Annotated in this window: 20 protein-coding genes; 13 read left to right on the forward strand and 7 right to left on the reverse strand. The window is 35.3% G+C overall.

Translation table 11 applies throughout. The features are described 5' to 3' along the window. Nucleotides 1-945: 945 nt before the first annotated feature. From AQF98_RS11575 to AQF98_RS11620, 10 genes are all read left to right on the forward strand, one after another. Complete coding sequence (locus AQF98_RS11575; RefSeq protein ID WP_055132127.1) at nucleotides 946-1,881, forward strand: outer membrane protein assembly factor BamD; 936 nt, start codon at nucleotides 946-948, stop codon at nucleotides 1,879-1,881. Continuing rightward, entirely contained in the window at nucleotides 1,881-2,207 is a 327-nt protein-coding gene (locus AQF98_RS11580; protein WP_055132128.1) for a DNA-directed RNA polymerase subunit omega, read from the forward strand. The genes AQF98_RS11575 and AQF98_RS11580 overlap by 1 nt, the downstream gene beginning before the upstream one ends. 45 nt (nucleotides 2,208-2,252) lie before the next feature. Beyond that, on the forward strand, nucleotides 2,253-3,449 hold the full coding sequence (gene coaBC, locus AQF98_RS11585) for a bifunctional phosphopantothenoylcysteine decarboxylase/phosphopantothenate--cysteine ligase CoaBC (RefSeq protein ID WP_055132129.1): 1,197 nt from the start codon (nucleotides 2,253-2,255) through the stop codon (nucleotides 3,447-3,449). Nucleotides 3,450-3,485: 36 nt separating this feature from the next. Next, nucleotides 3,486-4,385, forward strand: a complete 900-nt coding sequence (locus AQF98_RS11590; RefSeq protein ID WP_055132130.1) for a DUF4835 family protein — start codon at nucleotides 3,486-3,488, stop codon at nucleotides 4,383-4,385. A gap of 210 nt (nucleotides 4,386-4,595) precedes the next feature. Continuing rightward, the gene (locus AQF98_RS11595; protein WP_055132131.1) at nucleotides 4,596-4,973 is read left to right on the forward strand and encodes a BlaI/MecI/CopY family transcriptional regulator; all 378 of its coding nucleotides are present in this window, start codon (nucleotides 4,596-4,598) and stop codon (nucleotides 4,971-4,973) included. Nucleotides 4,974-4,985: 12 nt separating this feature from the next. Beyond that, a complete protein-coding gene (locus AQF98_RS11600) occupies nucleotides 4,986-7,139 on the forward strand; it encodes a M56 family metallopeptidase (protein ID WP_235524219.1) in 2,154 nt (717 codons plus the stop codon). Nucleotides 7,140-7,383: 244 nt separating this feature from the next. After that, nucleotides 7,384-8,241 (forward strand): DUF6624 domain-containing protein, encoded by an 858-nt coding sequence (locus tag AQF98_RS11605; protein ID WP_152969702.1) that lies wholly within the window; start codon nucleotides 7,384-7,386, stop codon nucleotides 8,239-8,241. Continuing rightward, nucleotides 8,195-9,592, forward strand: coding sequence for an alpha/beta fold hydrolase (locus AQF98_RS11610; protein WP_055132134.1), 1,398 nt, complete (start codon nucleotides 8,195-8,197; stop codon nucleotides 9,590-9,592). Before AQF98_RS11605 ends, AQF98_RS11610 begins: the two co-directional genes overlap by 47 nt. A 108-nt stretch (nucleotides 9,593-9,700) precedes the next feature. After that, entirely contained in the window at nucleotides 9,701-11,353 is a 1,653-nt protein-coding gene (gene recN / locus AQF98_RS11615) for a DNA repair protein RecN (RefSeq protein ID WP_055132135.1), read from the forward strand. A gap of 34 nt (nucleotides 11,354-11,387) precedes the next feature. Further along, nucleotides 11,388-12,113, forward strand: a complete 726-nt coding sequence (locus AQF98_RS11620; RefSeq protein ID WP_055132136.1) for a TonB family protein — start codon at nucleotides 11,388-11,390, stop codon at nucleotides 12,111-12,113. A gap of 7 nt (nucleotides 12,114-12,120) precedes the next feature. Here the strand turns inward: AQF98_RS11620 and AQF98_RS11625 are convergent, their stop codons facing one another. The 7 genes from AQF98_RS11625 to AQF98_RS11655 form a co-directional block, all read right to left on the reverse strand. After that, nucleotides 12,121-12,813: a hypothetical protein gene (locus AQF98_RS11625; protein WP_055132137.1), complete on the reverse strand. Its 693-nt coding sequence runs from the start codon at nucleotides 12,811-12,813 to the stop codon at nucleotides 12,121-12,123. 88 nt (nucleotides 12,814-12,901) lie between these two features. Beyond that, complete coding sequence (locus AQF98_RS11630) at nucleotides 12,902-14,227, reverse strand: OmpA family protein (RefSeq protein ID WP_055132138.1); 1,326 nt, start codon at nucleotides 14,225-14,227, stop codon at nucleotides 12,902-12,904. Nucleotides 14,228-14,332: 105 nt separating this feature from the next. Beyond that, nucleotides 14,333-15,079 (reverse strand): RHS repeat protein, encoded by a 747-nt coding sequence (locus AQF98_RS11635; RefSeq protein WP_055132139.1) that lies wholly within the window; start codon nucleotides 15,077-15,079, stop codon nucleotides 14,333-14,335. Nucleotides 15,080-15,126: 47 nt separating this feature from the next. Then, nucleotides 15,127-15,789: a hypothetical protein gene (locus AQF98_RS11640; RefSeq protein ID WP_055132140.1), complete on the reverse strand. Its 663-nt coding sequence runs from the start codon at nucleotides 15,787-15,789 to the stop codon at nucleotides 15,127-15,129. 102 nt (nucleotides 15,790-15,891) lie between these two features. Next, a complete protein-coding gene (locus AQF98_RS11645; RefSeq protein WP_055132141.1) occupies nucleotides 15,892-16,470 on the reverse strand; it encodes a GW dipeptide domain-containing protein in 579 nt (192 codons plus the stop codon). Nucleotides 16,471-16,572: 102 nt separating this feature from the next. Then, nucleotides 16,573-18,693: an ATP-binding protein gene (locus AQF98_RS11650; protein ID WP_055132142.1), complete on the reverse strand. Its 2,121-nt coding sequence runs from the start codon at nucleotides 18,691-18,693 to the stop codon at nucleotides 16,573-16,575. Beyond that, complete coding sequence (locus AQF98_RS11655; RefSeq protein WP_055132143.1) at nucleotides 18,693-19,403, reverse strand: LytTR family DNA-binding domain-containing protein; 711 nt, start codon at nucleotides 19,401-19,403, stop codon at nucleotides 18,693-18,695. Before AQF98_RS11655 ends, AQF98_RS11650 begins: the two co-directional genes overlap by 1 nt. A 160-nt stretch (nucleotides 19,404-19,563) precedes the next feature. Between AQF98_RS11655 and AQF98_RS11660 the strand changes: the two genes are divergently transcribed. From AQF98_RS11660 to AQF98_RS11670, 3 genes are read left to right on the forward strand one after another with little or no spacing between them, the layout of a single operon-like run. Beyond that, nucleotides 19,564-20,754 carry a carboxypeptidase-like regulatory domain-containing protein gene (locus tag AQF98_RS11660; protein ID WP_055132144.1) on the forward strand — a complete coding sequence of 397 codons (1,191 nt, stop codon included), beginning with the start codon at nucleotides 19,564-19,566 and terminating at the stop codon, nucleotides 20,752-20,754. A 23-nt stretch (nucleotides 20,755-20,777) separates the two neighbouring features. Next, on the forward strand, nucleotides 20,778-22,016 hold the full coding sequence (locus tag AQF98_RS11665) for a carboxypeptidase-like regulatory domain-containing protein (protein ID WP_055132145.1): 1,239 nt from the start codon (nucleotides 20,778-20,780) through the stop codon (nucleotides 22,014-22,016). Between the two features lie 59 nt (nucleotides 22,017-22,075). Then, entirely contained in the window at nucleotides 22,076-23,149 is a 1,074-nt protein-coding gene (locus AQF98_RS11670; protein WP_055132146.1) for a PA0069 family radical SAM protein, read from the forward strand. Nucleotides 23,150-23,161 lie beyond the last annotated feature (12 nt).

Raw genomic sequence — 23,161 nt, forward strand, 5'->3', positions numbered from 1 at the left:
GAAGTTTTTTTCTGCTTTCCTGTAAATCGCTGATGTTCAGCTAATCTATCCTTTTTGCCCCTTTTCAATATCCTAAACTCACTTTCCGACTGCCCCCATACTTCCTCCGAAGCGGGATGCAAAGGTAGCAATCATTCCCACAATCACAAACACTAACCACCTTTTTTATACAACATAATCCATAACTCTATGATCATCAATAAGAAAAAGTTTAAAGCACTGTTATTAATAGTTGCAAATAGGAACTTTTAACCCAGATTAGAGAGCTATCGATAAACATTTTGGACCTTTTGATATCCTACTCTTATATATATGTATACACTCCTCACATCGTGTTATTATGTATTAACCCTAGAAACATCAAAATCAGGCTTTCTCGTTTCAAACCACTACATATATATAAGGCAACTAATAATTATTAAAATGGTGATCAAGCTATGCCTTACACTTATTATATATACAAGAGATCTCGTTAATGATAAAAACCGTATGAACTCTCATACCCTATAATTGAAGGCTGAGTATTACGAAATACTTTTAAAATAGCATTTATAAAACCAGAGTGCATCAACAGTAGACTTACAGCTATTAATTATTCAACTTAGATATGGAACAGGTATACTATATATAATAGGTGAGTGATTGAAGATAATAGTCTATCAAACAATTGACCTTGGCTATTTTTATATGAAATGACCAAATGGTTTGACTTCATCTCATTTATATTGCATCCAGACCTTTAGATCAATTGAGACTTCCATTAAATCGGTTATATTTAAAACCATAAATTTGTACATACATGCCATCAAAATAAAACGTGAAATAGAACTATTGCCTAATTTATGTTAAAAATTGTTAAGTGTTTGATAGGGCGAAAGGCTTTATCTAGCTTAGCGCTAATTATTTTTAATTGACGTTATCGTATTATTACCTTATCTTTGCACAATGTTTAAAATTAAACACCTACTCATTTTAAGTTTTACCGTCGTTCTACTGGGCTTGGCTGGTTGTAAGAGCCGTTTTGAAAAATTGCGTTTAAGCAACGATTCGGGCAAAAAGTATCAAGAAGCCATCAGACTTTATAATAAAAAGGACTATAGTAAAGCATTGGTTTTATTTGAAGGCTTGGCACAACGCTATAGAGGTTTAGAGGATGCAGAAGATTTGAACTACTATTATGCTTTTACTCTTTACCGTTTAAAAGATTATACTACGGCTAGATATAAGTTTAAGGAATTTGCAGATACTTACCCTAACAGTAAAAATGCAGAAGAATGTAGATATTATGGTGCTTACTGTTATTATTTAGATTCTCCTAAATCTTCATTAGACCAGGAAAACACTTATAAAGCAATTGATGCATTGCAATTGTTCATTAACTTTTACCCTAAAAGTGAAAGGGCTGTACAAGCGGCACAATACATTGCCAACTTGCGTGATAAGCTAGAAACTAAAGCTTTTGACAATGCAAAATTGTATTACACCTTGGGTGGATATGATGTGAGTTATTATAAATCTGCAGTAGTTGCATTAAAGAATGCACAAATTGAGTTTCCAGATATCAAGTATGCAGAGGAAATGGATTTGTTGATCGTTAAGTCTCAATATATGTATGCTAAAAACAGTTATACATACAGACAAGAAGATCGTTTTAACGAAGCCATTGTATATTACAACGAATTTACAGAAGCACATCCAAACAGCAAATTGGCTAAAGATGCCAAACAGCTAAAAGATGATAGTGAGAGTGGAATTAAAGCTGCACAAAAGCTAATGGCAGAAGAAGCAGCTTATATTGCTAAATTCAATGCGCTAAATAAAAAGAGCGAAAAACAAAAAGATAGTACTAAAAAAGAAGAGATTAAAACCCCAATAAAATAATGAATACACCAAAACCCGCCATACCAAATACAACGGTAACGAGAAATGTACATGATTTAGATCAATCTACTGGTAACATTTATGAGTCTTTAGTGATAATTTCAAAAAGGGCAAATCAGATTTCTAACAATATGAAAGAAGAGCTTCATGGCAAATTAGCCGAGTTCGCTTCATCTAACGATAACTTGGAAGAGATTTTTGAGAACAGAGAGCAAATTGAAATCAGCAAGCATTACGAGCGTATGCCTAAGCCTAGCTTAATTGCCATTGATGAGTTTTTGAATGATAAAGTTTATCACAGAAATCCATCAAAAGAGCAAAAATAAGCGAAAGCTTTGCTTAACTTGCACCTTGTAATTATACAAAGGTAAATGCTTAGCAAAAAAAACATTATTCTTGGCGTTTGCGGCAGTATTGCGGCATATAAATCGGCCTTATTGGTAAGATCATTGATCAAGGCTGGCGCAAACGTTAAGGTTATTCTAACCGCTGATGCCAGTAATTTCATTACGCCCTTAACATTAGCCACCCTTTCTAAAAATCCTGTTTATACCCAATATTTCGAAGCCGAAACCGGCGTTTGGAGTAACCATGTAGAACTTGGTCTATGGGCCGATTACATGATCATTGCCCCTGCCTCTGCAAATACAATTGGCAAAATGGCAAATGGCCTTTGTGACAACCTGCTTACCGCGGTTTATCTTTCGGCCAAATGCCCTGTATTTTTTGCGCCTGCAATGGACTTGGATATGTGGAAACACGAAAGTACCCAAGAGAACATTGAACGCTTAAAGAGTTTTGGCAATACAATTATTGCCCCAAACAAAGGGGAACTGGCCAGTGGTTTATTTGGCGAAGGCCGTATGGCTGAACCCGATGAGATTGTTGCTTTTCTAACGCAAGAATTAAAAAAAGGCCTTCCCCTACTGGGTAAAAAAGTATTGGTTACTGCCGGCCCTACCTATGAGGCAATTGATCCGGTTCGTTTTATTGGCAACCACTCTTCTGGTAAAATGGGTTTTGCTATAGCCGAAGAATTTGTTGCCTTAGGTGCTGAAGTAACCTTAATTACTGGTCCTACTGCCGAAAAAACTACGGCTGATTTATTACGTATTGATGTGATCAGTGCCAATGACATGCTAGTGGCCTGTACCGAAAAATTTGCAAATAGCGATATTACGGTAATGAGTGCAGCAGTTGCTGATTATACGCCAGTTGAAGTTGCCGACCAGAAAATTAAAAAGAAGGCCGAAGACTTCAGTATTCAACTCAAAAAAACCACCGATATCTTAGCGAGCTTAGGCAAGGTTAAAAAAGAAGGACAGCTATTAATTGGCTTTGCATTGGAAACCGAGCAGGAAGAAACTTATGCCAAGGAGAAACTCCTGAAAAAAAACCTAGACCTTATTGTATTAAATTCATTAAATGATAAAGGAGCAGGCTTTAAAACAGATACCAATAAAATAACTATATTTAACAGTGCTTTTGCAAAAACAAGTTTTGAAACTAAATCTAAAACAGCTGTAGCTAAAGATATTTGCGCAGAAATAATCAAGCTTTTGAATTGATGCACACACTGGTTAAAAAATAAGATCTATACTTCAATGAAAAAAATTACAGGCCTTCTCTTCTTATTGGTATGCAGCTATTTTGTAAATGCGCAAGAATTAAATGCTCGTGTACAAATCTTAGCGCCAAATATTTCAAATATCAACAAGAAAAACCTAGAGGTATTACAAGGTACCGTTAGAGATTTCCTGAATAACAACAAGTGGACTAACGAAACTTATTTACCGCAAGAACGGATTGAATGCAATTTTGTAATTACCGTTACCGGTTGGGATGGTAGTTCTGTATATAGTGCCGAGGCGCAGATCCAATCTAGCAGACCAGTTTATGGCAGCTCTTATTACAGCACTTTACTTAACATTAGCGACAAAGACTTCAACTTTAATTACAATGATGGTCAATCTTTAGATTTTTCTGACCAGAACTTCATTACAAACCTTAGTTCTTTACTCGGCTATTATGCGTATACCATTATTGGCTTAGATAAAGACAGCTTTAGCAAATTAGGTGGAACTCCATTTTATGCCAGGGCGCAAAATGTTTTAAATGTTGCTCAAACTGCTGGTAATAAAGGCTGGAAAGCATTTGATGGTTTACGCAACCGCTATTGGTTAAATGAAAATCTGCTCAACAACAGCTTTAAAGAACTAAGGGTTTTTATTTACGATTACCATTTGAATGGACTTGACTTATTGCAAGACAATGTGACCAATGGCACTAAAAAGATCATTGCCATGTTGCCTGCGCTACAGCAAATGGATAAACAAAAGTTAGGGTCTATCTTTCCGAATGTTTATTTCGCCAGCAAAGCAGAAGAAATTACCAATGTATTGGCTGCCGCCACCGACCCACAGGATAGAATTAAAGCTTATAACCTCTTAAGCGAGATTGATCCGGCCAATATCAACAAATACGAAGGGCTGAAGAAAAAATAGCTGTTATGTTTTAAGCTAAAGGCATAAGGCCCAAAGCTGAAAGCATTAGATATAAAGCTTAAAGCGTAAGGCATAAAGCTATATGTGTTGGAGCCTCTGAGCACTAAAAAACCACTTTTTTTTTATTTTTTGTTAAATATTTGTTAAAATATTTTGATTATACGAATAGATTCGTACATTTGAATACGAAAAAATTCGTAGTGTAACAAAATGAGCAATCCCAACATCAAACCAACAGAAGGCGAAATGGAAATTTTACAGGTGCTTTGGCAACAAGGCCATTGTACTGTTCGCGAGGTTCATGAAGCTTTGAACAAAAAAGATGCAGGCTATACCACAACACTTAAATTAATGCAGATTATGCATGAGAAAGGATTAGTTGACCGTGATACCAGTGCCAAAACGCATATTTACAGAGCATTAATTAACCAAGAAAAAACCCAACAACAGTTGGTCAATAAAATGATCGACAATGTATTTAATGGTTCTGCGGCCAGATTGGTAATGCAGGCCTTAGGCAATAAAAGTGCGAGCAAAGAAGAGATTGATTTAATTAAGGAATATTTAAACAAACTTGAAAAAAAATAAGCAATGGAAGCCATGGTAAACAATTTGATTAAAGCTATTGGATGGAGCATTCTTCATTCATTGTGGCAAGGTGCAATCATTTATGCAATTTTATTTATTGTATTAATGGCCTGGCCAAAAATGAGTGCCAGGTTAAAACATAATCTTGCATTTGGCTCATTGTTTTTAATATTTACCAGCTTCTGCTTTACTTTTTTATCGGTTTTCAAAATACCAGTCTCCTCGACTTCAGCATCAACATTGATCATCAATAAGGAAGCTTTTTTAGAATTAGCTAACCTAGGTAACAGTATTAACTTTAAAACAGAAGCGTATTTTCCATTGGTTGTTTCTATTTATAGTGTGGGTATTATGATCCAATTGATCATCCTGTTATCAGGCTATTTGAAGCTAAAGAAATTAAAAAGTGCCAGTATTATTGCTGTTCCGGCAGAATGGAAAGCAATTTTTGAATTGACAGTTTCTCAACTAAAGATTAACAAAACAGTTAAATTTTACCTTTCGCCAAAAGTTAACGTGCCTTTAGTGATCGGTTTCTTTAAACCTGTAGTGTTATTCCCAATTGCCTTAGCTACGCAATTGGACTCCAAACAAGTTGAAGCAATCTTGATACACGAATTATCACACATTCGTCGCAACGATTATTTAATCAACCTTGTTAAAACGTGTATAGAAACATTATTGTTCTTCAATCCATTTGTATGGCTAACCACCAAGTTTATACATATAGAAAGAGAACATGCCTGCGATGACTTGGTGGTTAATTTCACAGGTACACCTGTTACCTATGCACACGCGCTATTAAAATTAGAATTATTAAAAGACAAACAATCACCAGTACTGTCTCTAGCAGCTACAGGTAACAATCAACATTTGTACCAACGCATTAAAAGAATCACAGATATGAAAACGAATTATATCAATGCTAAGCAGCAATTCTTTATCTTAAGCTTAGCTATTGCCACTGTTATTTCATTGGCATGGATGAACCCAGAAAAAAAACCAGTTGTTAAGCCTAAAAAAGCAAGTTCTTTAGCTACCGTTAAGCCGCTTGCCAACGAAACAAAAGGGCTTGATGAGCATTTGCTTGCTAAAGCAGATACCGATAGCACCAAGAGGAAGAAACAATATATCAGTAGAAGTAATGGTAAAGAAATTATCTATCATTCTATAGATGAAATGCCAGATAGCTTAAGAAAACATTTCTTAGCAATGGAAAAGAAATTCAATTCTCCAGAATGGAAAAACAAAATGGCTAGAATTGAAAAAAACAGCCAAGAATTAGAAAAGAGATTCAACTCTCCAGAATGGAAAGATAAAATGGCCAAAATTGAAAAAAACAGCCAAGAATTGGAAAGAAAATTCAACTCTCCAGAGTGGAAAGACAAAATGGCTGCTATTGAAAAAAACAGCGTAGAGCTAGAAAAGAAATTCAATTCTCCGGAGTGGAAAGACAAGATGGCTAGTATTGAGAAAAACAGTGCAGAGCTTGAACGAAAATTCAACTCTCCTGAATGGAAAGATAAGATGGCCAAAGCTGAATTCAATAGCAAAGAGCTAGAGAAAAGATTCAATTCTCCGGAGTGGAAAGCCAAAATGGCTAAAATTGAAAAAAACAGCCAAGAATTAGAAAAGAGATTCAACTCTCCAGAGTGGAAAGATAAAATGGCCAAAATTGAATTCAACAGCAAAGAGCTAGAGAAAAAATTCAATTCTCCAGAGTGGAAAGACAAAATGGCTGCTATTGAAAAAAATGGCCGAGAACTGGAAAGGAAATTCAACTCTGCTGAATGGAAAGATAAAATGGAAAGAATCGAATTCAATAGCAAAGAATTAGAAAGAAAATTCAATTCTAAAGAGTGGAAAGACAAAGTTGAAGAAATGAAAAAACTTCAAGATTCTCCTGAATACAAAGAACTCAGAAAGAAATATGAAGATGATATAGAAGAGTTAAAAAAGAAAAAAGGCATTAAAAGCGATAAATCTTTCTTGCTCTATAACGGAAACAAAGAAATGTTAAAAGCTTTTGTACCATCGAATACTCCCTTAAAAGTTTTTAAAACTAATGGTGAGGAAATTCACGGTATTAATCTTCTGAATAAATCTGAAGCTGCAAATGCACTATACCAAAACCTAAATGGCCCTGGTGTATTGATGAATAAATAATAAACCACACAGATAAACAATTAAGGGTAAGACTTCATTTTCTTACCCTTTTTTATTCCTTCTAAACTCACATCCTAAATAGCATTGCCTATAAATCTTCATTGATTATTGATAGGTGTTTGTTCCTGCCTATTTCAAAAATGCTGCAATTTTCAATGCAGAGCGAAAACCCTATTCACGAAGTCTATTTCTTAAACCAAACAACCTAATGATAAAAAAAATAATTTTGCTCAACCTTATGCTGATGGCAACTTTAATTGGTAAAGCCTATGCACAAAAGGATTATACATTTAGCGCCAAAGATTTTGAAAATGAAATTTTAAAATACAAACCCGAAAAAAGAGAAAATGTAACCAAAGAGAAGTTTGACTATGGTGTAATGATCTTGAATGAAACTGCTAAAAGCGTAAAAAATAACCCGCTCAATTTTAACCTCGCAGATTATTTTAACGTTTTAACAGCCTTTACCAACTTAAAAGAAAGCAATGCGAACATCCAATTGGCATTTGAAAAATTTAAAAATGCCCCAGGTAGTTGTGAATATTTTATCGCGTTTGAAAAAAATATCAATAATAATAGTGCTTATGAAGCTATCAGAGATCGGTTCAATGCACAACTGGCACTCTGTAAATCTGGAACAATGACAATGTTATTTGATTTGGAAGACTACGCCAGAAAAAACAGATTGGATTTGAATTTGGTAAAGCTCATCAGAGCGATTGAATTAGCCGACCAAAAATTTAGAACCACAGATCAGGCTAAACAAAAATCGCTTGATCTTAAAAATCAACAACAAATCGACTCGCTCTATGGCAGTTACCATACGTATATCGGCAAAACGTTAGTAGGCGAAAAACTAGCAGGAACCATGTTTTTGGTCATCCAGCATTCTAATTTGAGCATGATGGAAAAATATTTACCGATTGTGCACAAAGCAGTTCAACAAGAAGAAATTCCATTGAGTACTTTAAAAATGTTGATCGACAGGGTATATGGATTAAAGTATGGCTACCAAATCTTTGGCAGTCAGAGTGGCTTCGGTTTCAGTACTGCCGATGAAAAAACAAGTCAGGAAGTTAAAAAGAAATACGGAATTGATTGATATCTTTAAAACCAACAAATTAGTTTATCCAAACAATATTTACATGATCAGGAATACCTTAATTCTACTCCTCCTCTTAATTACTTCGAAAAGTTTTGCTCAAAATAGGGTCTTTTCCAATTCATTTTACTTTTTAAGTGAACTACCCATTGAAAAAAATGTGGGCAAGAAGTTTCGCTATATGGTAGACTTAAAAGCTGTACCTAATGATTCTGTAAGCAATGTCTATATTCAATCCCTACAGATTGGAAAAGACAATTACGATTTTATCCAATCAAATGTTTACAAGAAAAAAAGACCAGATACCTTATGGCACACCGCTAGTATTGAATCCAGCATCAATGCCAAAACAAAAAAAATATGGCTATATGTAATTCAAGAAGGTAATGGGAGTTTTTATATAGACAATATGAAACTTGAAGTGCAAGAAGCTGATGGTTCTTGGTCTCCCCTACCGGTTAAGAATGGAAATTTTGAAATGAATGACAAAAATCCGTTTAAAGATTTTATTAAAACTAAACAGCTCCCATCGGGCACAACCGCAACGCTCATTCAAACTGCTACAACAAATGGAAAAGTCCTTTTGCTTAAAGCTACTGAAGGAAAAGTCTCTTGGCAAACCCTATATGGAAGTAATGCTAAAACAGGCCGTTTTTGTACTTTAAATGGGGTTAAGCTTTATTACGAGACCTATGGAAGTGGAGAACCATTGTTATTATTACATGGTAATGGGCAATCTATTTCGGCCTTTGCTAAACAAATTCCGGCATTAGCAGAAAAGTACAAAGTTATTGCAGTAGACACCAGAGCACAGGGCAAAAGCACAGATCACACTACAGAAAAATTCAGCTACGATCTGTTTGCAGATGATATGAAAATATTGTTAGACTCGCTTCATTTAAAAAATGTAAATGTATTGGGTTGGAGCGATGGTGGAAATACCGCCCTGATCATGTCTATCAAATATCCTGAATATGTAAACAAGGTAATGGTGATGGGTGCAAATCTCAATCCAACTATAGCCGCTGTTGAAGAAAGTATTTTAAAACAGACCAGTCGCGACATCAAAAAATTGGAAAAAGATAACAGTGCAGCCACAAAAACAATGGTAAAATTACTAACGATGGTTTTAACCGAGCCAAATATCAATGTTAGCGATCTGGATAAAATCAGCTCAAAAGTACTGGTAATGGCTGGCGAAAAGGACCTGATCAAAGAAGCCCACACGCAATTGATTGCTAAACACATTAAAGGGGCCAAACTTGTAATTTTCAAAGGGGCTACACATTTCATTCCACAAGAAAATCCCTCAGCATTTAATGAAGCCATCCTTCAGTTTTTGCAGGAATAGTAATAAAAATTGATTTGACCAGTAGTATAGAGGACTATCGGTTCTTTCAATTAAAAGCACATTGTTTCTTGAAATCGATGTGCTTTTATGTTAATTTAGCATCTGGATATGCTACAAAAACTTTCTATACGCAACTATGCTTTAATTGATAGCCTGGACATTGAATTTGACCAAGGTTTGAATATCATTACTGGTGAAACTGGTGCAGGAAAATCTATTATTTTAGGGGCGCTTTCGCTCATCCTTGGCCAAAGGGCAGAGAGCAAGTACTTTTTTAACCAAGATAAAAAATGTGTAATAGAAGGCACTTTTTTATTGGCCGACGAACAGTTAAAAACTGCTTTTGAAGCCAATGACCTAGATTTTTATAAGGAAAGTATTTTACGCAGAGAAATTTCGATGGATGGCAAATCTCGATCGTTTGTAAATGATACGCCAGTAAATCTGGCCAGTTTAAAACTCATTGGAGAGCAGTTAATTGATATCCATTCGCAACATGCTACCAGAGAAATCAACGATGCCGATTTTCAATTGCTCATTGTAGATTCTTTAGCTGATCATGGTCAGCTGCTTACTGATTATAGAACAGGTTTTAAACAATTGAAACAAGACCAGCAACAACTCAAAGAATTGACAAACAAAGCCAATGAGGCCCGTAGCAAACAAGATTATGAGCAGTTTTTATTTAACGAATTAGAACAGGCTTCATTAAAGGCAGGCGAACAAGAAGAATTAGAACAGGAGCTAGAAAAATTGACCCATGCCGAAACCATCAAGAGGAATCTACTTGTAGCAACGGGTTTATTAGAAGAAAATGAAACTTCTGCTCTTGCGATGCTCAAAGAAGCCGGCATTCAACTCCAAGGTATTGAAAAATTTGATCCTGCAGTTGCAGCACTCCATATAAGATTGCGTTCCAGCATTATCGAAATTAAAGATATTGCACAAGAAATAATTTCAATAGAAGAAGGCACCTTACACCATGCAGAACGTTTATCATTTATAGAAGAACGTTTGGCTATTTTTTATAACCTCCAACAAAAACATCGCGTTGCTACGAATACCGACTTATTGGCCATACAAGAACAGTTAGAAACCAATTTAAATCAGTTACTTTCTTCTGATGAACATATTGAGCAGCTCACAAAAGCAATCAGCTTACTTCAAACCTCATTAACCAAACAGGCTGAAAAATTAAGTTCAAATAGAAAAAAGGCCATTCAATTGGTAGAAACCGAAACGGGTAAAACCCTACAACAAGTTGGAATGTCAAATGCTAAAATTGTTTTAACCCAGCAAGCTTTAACACAACTCCATAAAGATGGTTTAGATGAAATTGGTTTGTTATTTACAGCCAATGCAGGTCAAGCACCTGCACCAGTAAGCAAAGTTGCTTCTGGTGGCGAATTATCTAGATTAATGCTGGCTATTAAGGCTTTATTGGCCAAACATACTTCCTTACCAACTTTGATATTTGATGAGATAGACACTGGAATTTCTGGTGAGACTGCTTTAAAAGTTGGGAAAGTTATTGCCGAATTAGGCAAAAACATGCAGATTTTATCCATTACACACTTGCCACAAATTGCTGCCAAAGGTCATTCTCATTATTTTGTTCATAAAAAGGAGACAAACGACAAAACAACTACTGGTATTCGCAAATTGACCCAAGAAGAGCGGGTCCATGCCATTGCAGAGATGTTAAGCGGAAAAAACCCAGGTGCTTCTGCCCTACAAAATGCAAAAGAATTGTTAGGTTAAGTATGGAAATATTCCTTTTTTTCATCATTACGATATGAAAAAACTATACCCACTTCTCTTATTTACCCTAATACCATTATTTGCACTTTCCCAAAAAAGTAATGATAGCGTGGAAGTTGATATTGACACCATACATGTCCGTGGATTTGTTTATGATAAATTAGGAAAACCTATCAAGGATGTGAAGATATCTACTAATTTGTTAAGTACCATGACCACCGAAAATGGGTATTTTGAACTTAAAGGCATTCAGAAAGGCAGGCCTATAGCATTTGTTAAAGATTCTTTATCAAGCTTTTTATATAGTAACAGTAGTAGATTTATTATTTATAATTTAGTCCCCTTACCTACTCGTTTGCTTATGGCTTATGATCACAAAATGAGTATTGAAGCAAAGCGGATTACCCCTAGAAGACTCATCAAAAAGAAAACAATAGATCACGCCATATTCATTACCTACGAAACGCTTGAGAGTTATCCGGGTGGCATACAAACATTTTACAACTACATTCAAAATAATTTAAGATATCCCGAAAAGGCGATAATTAACAACATTGAGGGAATGGTTGTTATAGAGTTTGATGTTACTACAACTGGAACAATCAATAATATTAAAATTATTAAAGATATTGGATATGGTTGTGCCGATGAAGTAGTAAAAGTATTAAAAACTTCAAAAAAGTGGAACCCTGCTCTAATAAACGCTATACCACTTAAAAGGAAAATCTCAATAGAAATTCCTTTTAAACTGATAGACTAGGAAACCATTAATTGATACTATCCAACGTAGTTGTACTCATTAATTTTCCGTTTTTATTGGATGCTTCAGATTTCACGTACAGTCCTAATTTCGCCGAATACCATTCTGTTATTTTCATGTTGATTGGTATCGAAATGCCAAAAGTTGTGGTTTTAATTTCTGCACTGTAACTGATCTTAAAACAATCGTAAGTACCTGCTGGTGTGGTTACACTTTCTGTGCCTTCTACTTTTCTATTGATAATTTTAAAACCAATATCGGCCATCTTTTGCGAGTCGTTATACATCTGCATGTTAAAATTTCCGTCTGGCAAATCTTGACCTGTTTGCATTTTGGTGGGATAATTCAGGTAAGAGGCATCGGCCTTTGCTGTCATTCCTTTAAATTGTGAGGCATTAGCACTTGGCATAAAATTTCGCATATCAATTTTTAGGCTATTGCCATCACAGATCATTTCTGCATCCGCAGCGCTCACTTCTTTTCCCTTATCGTCAAAAACCTGCGAACTTACCGTTGCTTTATTACCAGATTTGGCCTTTACGCTATAGACCATTTTAGTCATTAATTTACCCTTTGGATTGGTAGAACTATATTTTACTACTTTACCGCTGGTCATGTAAATAAAGTTTTTGCAGTCTTGAGCCAAGGCCGAAGAAAAAAACGCAAAACAAGTAAATAAAATTAAAATAATTTTTTTCATAGGTACTTAGATTAGTTGTCAGTATAAAATGTGTACATAAATATAATATTTAAAAAACTATCTATCAACACTTTATATTAAGCTTAGTTTAAAGTTTGATAAATTCTACTCTTCTGTTATTGGCTTTGCCTGCAGCAGTAGTATTCACATCACTTGGCTGTGTTTCTCCCTTTCCTTCTGCTGTTAAACGGTCTTCATTTACATTAAAATCATTAACTAAAGCTGTTTTAATGGCCATTGCTCTCTGCTCTGATAATTGCAGGTTTTTGGCATTGTCACCATCACTATCTGTATGGCCTACAATTTTTACTTTTAATTGTGGATTTTCGTTTAAAACCGCAGCAATTTCTTTTAACACTCCGGCAGATTGAGGTTGAATTACCGCCGATCCCGAGTCGAACAAAATGCCTCTGGTTACCAATTTACCTTCGGTAAGTAGTTTGTTGCGCATATCGGGTTTGCCTACCGCATAACGCAGATTGCTCACGTACATTTTTGTTGTTTCCGAATCGCCTTCATCTTGCACAAAAGATCCGAAACGCAAGTAATAATTTGGTTCAAGCGCTAATCCCTGCGGAAGGTCAAATACCTTTTTCTCATCGAAATATATTTTAACCCTTTGTTGTTGTCGCATGATAGAAACATGGATGGGTTTTCTAGTATTTAGTTTTGCATACTGTGCAGCCGATTCCATCAAGGTTTCACCTTTTAGGTAACTCCGGGCCATGATCTCTCTACTTCTCGGCGTCACTTCAAAAGATATCCCACTGTTAGACGGCATATAAGCTTTTTCTGATGTGGCCGCTAATTTTGCTGAAGAAAGTATCTCGATATAAAACCTTTGGTACCAATTTGATTCTTGATTAAAAGTAACAATCATATCAAAATCTACAGTACAATTGTCGGGCATCTTAGCTGTATATTGAGGAGAGAAAAATGCATCTGCACCGGTAAGTTGTACCCAATTGAACTCAGAACCATTTACTTTTGCAATTTCTGCACCTCCAGTGCTGTTCCATTTGGCAGGCAGATCGCCCATGGCATCTTGTTTAAAGTCATCAAATGCCAGAATTTTATCACCAGGTACAAAATCAAATTTATTGTAGGTTGAAAAAGAAGGTTCGTCTTGCCCTTTAACCGTAACCTCTCCATCTTTGGTCTTTTTATTTTTATCCTTCTCAGCTGTTTCTGTCGATTTATCTTTTTTCTTGAAGAGACCACCAATTCCTTTTTCTAACTTATCTAAACCTTTATCAATAGTTTCGTCAACCTTTCTATCGGCTTTATTGGTTGCCGCAGTTTTGGCTTTTTCTTTTACATCTATTTTTTGGGCGTAAAGGTTAGCAACACCTATTAAGCAACATAAAACAAAAGTAAGCATTGCAATTTTTTGAGGTTTGGTTATTGTTTTCATGATCCAATTTTTGATAAGTGAATATACCTTGGTTAATAAGTTGACCGAGGTTATTATCGATGAACGTTATTAAATAATCGATAGAAGTTATATTGTAGTGATTACCTACAAGCGCTTATATTCGAAATTTGAGACATTAAAGCCATCACTTTGTTTGATAGGGTAGCCATCTACATTGTACTCATACGTATAACTATAGGATACAGCTCCGCTATTGCCATAGGCTACATTCAAATTATTAACAGCAGAATTAGGAAAGAAAAATTCTTTAGGCATCGTACTTTTATAACTTGGTTTATCATCGTACTTATAGGTAGAAGATCCAGAAAAAGTACCTATTAGATCGCTTGAGGTAGTGGTGTAATATTTAATTTCAATCAGATTCCCCTTTGTGTCATAAGTATGTAGATATCGCCAGCCATTTCCTGTTGAGGCAAAAATATACTGTTCTGTAACTACTCCAGCAGCATAGGTATATAAATAGGTATTGATCAGTGTTGCCGATGCCCCGGTTCCATTATATTCCAATTTCTTGCTGATTGTACCATCAGCATTATAAGAAAAAATAGTTCTATTGAAATTGTTGTTGGTCATTTCTGCCAAACTACCATTACTGTTGTATATAAATGTAAAACTCTGCGCAGGGTTTGCGGCATTCGAAGTTCTGGTATAACTGGTTAATCTATTGTTAGCATCGTAGGTATAATTGAAAACAAGCCCATCGTTATCTACTCTTTTGAGCAAAAGGTTTTTATGGGTAGGTTCTATCTTAACCACTTCTTCTATCGCTTCTTTTTTGCAAGCATTCAGTACAATACTGATGGTAAGCATCGCCAATATTAATTTTTTCATGATTTTTAATTTGATAGGTAAATCGTAGTCTCTTATTGTTTATGCAATTAAAATTTAATTCCCTTAAACTCGTGTTTGATCCTAAACTTGCCTTTAACCACATAATCTTTAATGGCAGGATCATTTTGTTTGTTCTCTCCTCCCCTTACAATTACATTAATGGTTCCGGTTAAAATTCTGGCAACCTCTCCAACTTTTTCGCTCTTGGTAATTACAATCGCATCTGGTATTACAGCTGGTTTTGGGTTTAACAAAAAATCATAACTGTTGAATGTAAAACCCTTTGTAGGATAATTTTGTAGGGATACACTTCCTTGACTGATCTTATCTCCTGCTGTAGCAGAACCGTTTGCAGTAGATGAAGGTTGAGATAAATCGGCTGTAAGTGTCAATACCAGATTTGGTCCGCCATCTTTACCTGCAAAAATTTTAAACTCTCTATCTGTTGCACTGAACTCATTATAAGAGGTTAAGATATCCGTAGTATCTAAACTGATCTCTTTTCCGTCAATACTGTAGTCAAAATATAATCCATTCTTCTCCGCATTTGTATGTTGGTCTTTTGAATTGGCCGAGTCTGTACCACTGTTACAACCAAATAAAATGGATAACGAGAGTAATAAGACTAATGAATAGGTTCTTTTCATGATGAGTGATTGATTGTTTATCAAATAGAAATCTCTTCCAAATAGAGGCTGAATGTTTTTCATAGGTTTTAATTTTATATTGAAATGAAGGTAAAACCTATATTGAAACGTCTCGTTTTTAAATCGATGAACGGCAAAAAATAATCGATGAAGGATAGAAAGTGATTAAAATTCGGGGTTATAGAGATCTGGATAATAAATTACCCTAAACTTACCCCCTGTTAAAACGCTTGTTCTTTTGGGATTGCTTTGGTGTAGTGCATATAAGGTTGAAGAGAAATTTCCCTCTATGACATAAGCCTTTCTATCTGTTTTATCTAGTTTAGTGAGCTGAACCGTATTTTCCTGCACAGGTATATCATACGTAACACTCGACATTTCTTTACCTCCAGTTTTACGTTCTGGGGCATAAAATATCCCACTTTGAACACCTTCATCATTAATAGTAGATGGATAATTGCCAACTTTTAATGCCCCTACATCGTGAAATGAAATTTCTATTCTAGTGCCATCTTTAGCTTCGGCCAAAATAGAGAGTTGATGGCTTAGGGCCTTATAACTTACATTGTACTTTTTAAATGTTTGAGCTGGCACAGATTGCCAAAGTTGATCATCAATTTTGGCCAAGAAATATTCATTTGATTCGATCGCTTTTTCTGTTTGACAAGATCCTAATAAGAGGAGCAGAAAAGCGAAACTCAAAATAAATAAATGTTGCCTTTCTTTTTTACAAATGATATTCATTCCGGTTGTGTTATGCCTAAAACTAGGTTTAAACACAAAAAACTGACAATGCTAATCTATCAAATAGCTTAAATAATCGTCGAATGGAGTGACAACAAGAAATTAACCTAAGAAAACAACTGTCATCTGGGTTCCTTTTTCATCACTTTTAATGTCAAGTGATGCATTAATTTTGCCCAACAGTTCTTTAACAATCAGCAAGCCATAACCAGACGATTTACTTTTAACGTTATTGCCTGTCATCAGTTCGTTTATCTTTTCGATTGAAATAACATCGCCCTGATTTAAAATAGAGAGATAAGGTTTACCCGCTTCATTTATGGCTGCATTTAAATAAATGCTGGTGTTAGGGTAAGCATGGTTAATTGCATTTTGCAATAGGTTTCGCAAAACAATAATGAGTAGATTTTGATCGCTTTGCAAATTGGCTAGGCTTACATTTCCGGTAGCAATTACCAGTTCTTTTGCTTCAGCCTGGTTCTGCATCAACAAAGTTGCCTCTTCAAATAATTGTGCTATTGCTATGGTTTCAATATCCAATTCGAAATGTTCCATCTGACTTTTAGACCATAACAACAAATCTTCCATGGTAGCCAATAAACTGGAAGAAGATTGCATTAATTTTTTTTGATGTTGGCTTTTCTCTTCTTCCGAAATATAGTTGGGATTTGCTTGCTGCAATTTTAAAAATGTAAACAATTGACTAACTGGGCTACGCAGGTCGTGCGAAATGATACTAAACAATTTGGCCTTGGTCTGGTTTGCGCCTGTTAATTGTTCATTTAAGAGATCTAATTGTTTGTTCTTTTGATTGAGTAATAAATTTGCTTTTTGTTTATTTCTAAAGTTTAAATAAATAGATAACAAGGCCACAAATAATAAAAATGCACCTCCAATTAGTAACCATCTGGTGTTACGTTCTTGTTTAAGTTGAAGGTTTTTTGCTTCATTTTCTCTGTTTAAAACCCCTATCTCTCGTTTTTTAGATTCGTTCTGAAATTTAGCCTCCATTTCTGCTAAATTCAATGATATTTTTCTTTGGCTAAGCGAATCTGATAGGACCACATATTTACTAAAATAATCAGCAGAAACTTGCGAATTACCTGATGCCATTTCCAATTGGGTAAGCGCTTTTAACAGATCAGAATATTGTTCTTTGTTGTACAATGCCGCACCATGTTCGGCCATTTTATAATACTTAATGGCTAAAGGTTTGTTATCCATTGCCTTATAGTAATCGCCATAGGCTTGATTAACGCCACAGGTTAAAACTTCATTGTTATCAATTTTCGATTGTTTGTCTGCTTTATCTATATAAGTTTTGGCAAGTTTAAAATCTTTTTCTTTAACCGCCAACAACCCCATTTCTAAACTCGAAGAAACAAGTTCCGACCATCGGCCTGGTTTATCGCCAACCACTTTATGCAAAAGATTATAGTACTTCAAAGCCTCTGTTTTATTATTTAACAAGGCATAACTTCTAATCAACTTGCCATAGGCAGCTACATCAATTACAACAGACGAATTTAAATAAGGCTTAACCTGGTTTAAATATTCTAATGCTTTATTGGGCTGTTTAAGATACAAATAGATTTCAGCTACCATCATTAATTTTGAGCCGTAATCTAATTTGAGCTTTAAAATTTTAGTAGTATCTACAATTGGTTTATGGAGTTCTACGCTTTTCAAGAAATTGCTCAGAGCGATACCATAATAAAACTTTTGCTGCTGATTGTACATGCCCAAGTTAAAATAGATATCTGTTTTACTTTTCAAGGTATCGGTAGTTTCTACTATTTGCTTTAGCCTTTGGGCTGCTGAATCTGCTTTTCCTTGCATCCCTACATAATGGTAGATAGAAATGAGGTTACCCAGCACTTTAGCCCCTTTTGATACCATGTTGCCTTCTTTGGCTGTTTCGTAGGCTAGCTCAAAATATTGCTTGGCCAGTTTAAAATTTTGTTTGTAATAATACCCAGTTCCTACGGCACTACTGAATAAAAATTTGTAGTTGTACTCTTTAGGTTTCACAATCTTTAAGCCTGCTTCTCCTTCTTTAATCAGCAAATCGATGGTCTCGGTTTTACCATTAAAAGAGGCCATAATTGTTTCGCAAGCTTTTCTCTTTTCGGTAAGCATTTGAAGATGTTTGTCCTGTTGCGCAACACACAATGTTGACCACACAGTTAAACAAATTGTAGAAAGCGTTCTGATATATTTCATTACTTAAATGCTTGTTTAGCTTCTTTAAGGTAAGTTTTCCCTATGGGTAAGGTATTTAGTCCTATTACAATTTGTTTAGTACCAAAACTGTCTATTTTATTTGTTGCCACCACATAACTTCTATGTATACGCATAAACTTTCCAACAGGTAGCGATTCTAAGAAATTTGAAAGTGTAGCTAATGTTAAATGTTCTTTTTTGTCGGTCACTATCTTTGTGTAATCGCCATAGGCCTCTAAATAAAGTATTTCATTTGAATTTAAGGTTACCATTTGATGACCTTCTTTAAAGATGATCTTTTCATTTTCAAAAAGAACATCGTAAGCTTCGGCTTTGTCTTTTAATTGGGTAAAATCAAATACTCTTTTAATGGTACTCTCAAAACGCACACTTTCCAATGGTTTTAAAATAAAATCGAACACTTTTAACTGGAAACCTTGCAAAGCATATTCTGGATGAGAAGAAATGATGATGTTAATGGTATCAAGTGCAGTAATCGACTTGATAAAGTCAAGACCGTTTAGCTCAGGCATATCAATATCTAAGAATAAGATATCTGGCCTTTGTATTTTGATGAAATCTAGAGCTTCTATAGGGTTGCTAAAACTACCTAGTACATTCAATTTTTGATGCTCCTTGGCTTCAGCTTCAACAGCCATTCTGTCGAGGTCATCATCATCAATAATCAGGCAAGTCAAAGTGTTTTTCATAGAAACAGATCAGATATAGATACTTAAATATACACAAAAAATAGACTTAAAAGCGAATGATCAAGTTGAACAATATTTCGAGATTTTATTTCAAAATAACTAATATATTAGTTAAATTAGCCGAATGAGGGATAAAATCTGCATACATTTTATAATTTTAATGTGCATCAGCTTTGCTTCATTTGCTCAAAGCACATTGACCATTAATGGTACTGTTAGAGATGAGAAGGGCTTGTTGCCAGGCGCTACCATTTATGTAAGTGGTTATCAAATGGCCACCAGTACAGATCATCTGGGCAAATTTATCTTGCCCAAGCTTGTGCCAGGCAGTTATGACATTCTTGTTCAGATGATAGGTTACAAAGCCTATAAAAAGAGAATTGTGATTTCTGATAAATCTGTAACAATTGACGTAACGTTACAAGAAGATCCCACCTCGCTGAATGAAATTGTAGTAAAGCTAGATCCAAAAAGGGCAGCATATGTTAAACTCTTTTTAGAAGTGTTTATTGGCAAAACACCTAACGCATCGCAATGTAAGCTTTTAAATCCCAATGCACTCATTTTCAATTATGATAAAGAAAATGATATCCTTTCTGGCAGTGCTAACGAATTGCTAACCATAGAGAATAAAGCATTGGGTTATACCATTAAATATATGTTAGAGGGTTTTGAATTTAATAAAAAAGCAAAAGTCTTTTATTTTGATGGTCAAGCCTATTTCCAAGAAATGGAGGGCAGTAAGGCAGGGCAAAGGAGATGGTTAAGGGCTAGAGAAATTGCTTACCATGGCTCTAGAGAACATTTTTTTAGATCGTTGTACAACAATACCATCACCCAAGAAGGTTACATTATTAACAAAATGTACAAAACGCCGCACCCTAAAGATAGCCTTATCAATGCAAATATCAAGCGGCTAACCGAGCAATCACGCAAGGTAACACAAATGTATAGCCCAGGTGTAGACTCTATAGCTTATTGGATTAAACAGCGTAATATATTTCAACCAGAAAATAATTTTGATACGGCTAAAGTAAATGTAGATACATTGGTTAAAGTATATGATAAGGATATGAAAATGATGAGTTTTAAAGATGCCCTTTTTATCATTTACACCCGCGAAAGAGAAACAGATCATTATTTCTCTTCTGGAAACTGGCAAGCCCGACCAGAAGATATGCCCAACTACCAAGTATCCATCATCAACAGACTAGAGCCTCAAATTCTTTTTTATGCCAATGGTACCATTCCTGAGCCAAAAAGTATACTTTACCAAGGTTTTTTTGCCTACGAAAAAATAGCCGATATGTTGCCCATAGATTATGTACCTCAACAAAAACCTAAACCATAACCCTTTCCAAAATTATAAGCCAGATGCTAAAACAACTATTTCTTTTATTATTTATTTCCGTTTCTGCCAGCAGTGCTGCTTTTGCGCAAAACACCTTGACTATTAGTGGTACCATTAAAGATAAAGATGGCGCATTGCCAGGGGCGGTAGTTTATGTGAGTGGTTACAAAATGACTGCGGTAGCAAATAACGATGGCAAATTTGTGTTGTTAAATCTTGCTCCCGGTAATTACGATCTCTTGATCCAAATGGTTGGTTTTGCACCCTATAAAAAGAACATTGTGATCTCCGATAAATCAATAGACATTGACGTATTGTTAAAGGAAAGCACCACCACTTTAAACGAGATTGTGGTTAAGCCAGATCCGAAAAGAGCAGGTTACCTATTACTATTCAAAGAGCTTTTTATTGGGCTTTCTCCCAATGCTAAAACCTGCGAGCTCTTAAATCCAGAAGAACTTATTTTCAATTTTGACAAAGAAAGCAACGTACTTAGCGGCAAAAGTTTGGAGTTTTTAGTGATAGAAAATAAAGCATTGGGCTATCGGGTAAAGTATTTGGTAGATTATTTTGAGTATGCTTTTAAAACCAGAACCTTTTATTACGAAGGTCAACCCTTTTTTGAAGAAATGAAAGGGAGCAATAGCAAACAAAGAAAATGGGCCAAAGCTAGAGAGATTGCCTATAATGGTTCGACCCAACATTTTTTCAAGGCTTTATACGAAAACAGGGTGAAGGAAGAAGGTTTTGTGATTAACAAATTGATTGAGATGCCAAATATGATGAGAAAGCCAGATAGCTTAATCAATGCAAATATCAAAAGACTTACTGCTGGCAATAAAGGTCTGGTTAGGACATTGACTTTTAATGGTTCGGATTCTTTATCTTATTGGATTAGGCAACGTGGGGAACCAAAAGTAGTAAATACCATCAATAGGGCCGATGTATTAGTTGATACATTGGTAAAAACATTTAATAAGGATATCAAAATGATCAATTATCAAGATGCCCTGTATGTGATCTATAAAAACGAATATGAGCCTAATGGTTTTTCTTTTACAGGTCATAGACAATCAAGACCTATGGATATGCCAGAATACCAGATCTCTTTGATCCATAAGTTAGAGCAGAAGGCTTATTTTTATGCCAATGGTGGGATTTTTGATCCGAGAAGCCTTTTATTTCAAGGTTATTGGGCTTATGAAAAAGTTGGCGACATGGTACCTATGGATTATGTGCCTATTGTAAAAGCAAAAAAATAGCTTATCGATTGTGGAAAAGTCAAGTCTAAAATTACTAATATTTTTAGTAATTTTAGTTTATGAGTACCGCTGAAGAAAACCAAGACAATTACCTTAACGGCCGTGGCGCACAATTGAATACAGCCAATAGATTTCTTAAAAATGCTTTAACCAAAGCGCATGTAGAAGGAATAGACGATTGGGAAGAGCCCAATGAAAAGACCAGTTTCATTATAGGCACCTCAAAATCTGTGGTAAACAAGGTTGATAGTCCAGATGTAAGAATGGGCTATTCCCTTAACCCCTATCAGGGCTGCGAGCATGGTTGTATTTATTGTTATGCTCGTAATTCTCACGAGTATTGGGGCTTTAGTGCAGGCTTAGATTTTGAAAGAAAAATCATCGTTAAAAAAGATGCGCCAGAGCTCTTCAAAAAATTTCTCGAAAGAAAATCTTGGAACGCCTATCCTATTTCTTTATCAGGCAATACAGACTGTTACCAACCTGCCGAACGGAAATTTAAACTGACCAGACAGTTATTAGAAATTGCATTGGCCTACAAACAGCCTATTGCCATGATTACTAAAAATGCCTTAATTCTAAGAGATCTAGACATTTTACAGGAAATGGCTAAATTAAAACTGGCCATGGTGTATGTTTCGATAACCAGTTTAGACGAAAAATTACGTTTAAAGCTAGAACCCCGAACAACCACTGCTAAACAGCGATTGAAAATTATTGAAGAACTAAGCAAGGTTAACCTACCAACTGGGGTAATGGCCGCACCAATGATTCCCGGTTTAAACAACCACGAACTGCCTGCAATTTTAAAAGCAAGCGCCAATAACGGTGCTAAAAGTGCGGGTTATACCGTGGTACGGTTAAATGGTGCCATCAATAAAATATTTGAAGACTGGCTTCGTAAAAATTTCCCAGATCGATTTGATAAGGTATGGCACATGATCCAAAGCTGCCACAATGGAAATGTAAACGATAGTAGGTTTGGCACCAGAATGTGTGGAGAAGGTAATTTTGCAGAATTGATTAGAAATACATTTAAGCTACATTGCCGATTAAATGGATTAAATGTTGAAAATATAGAATTGGACACCAGCTTGTTCAAAATTCCAACGGCGCAAACTAGCCTATTCTAAAAAAAAGCCTGA

The organism is Pedobacter sp. Hv1 (assembly GCF_001412215.1).
Lineage (GTDB): Bacteria > Bacteroidota > Bacteroidia > Sphingobacteriales > Sphingobacteriaceae > Pedobacter.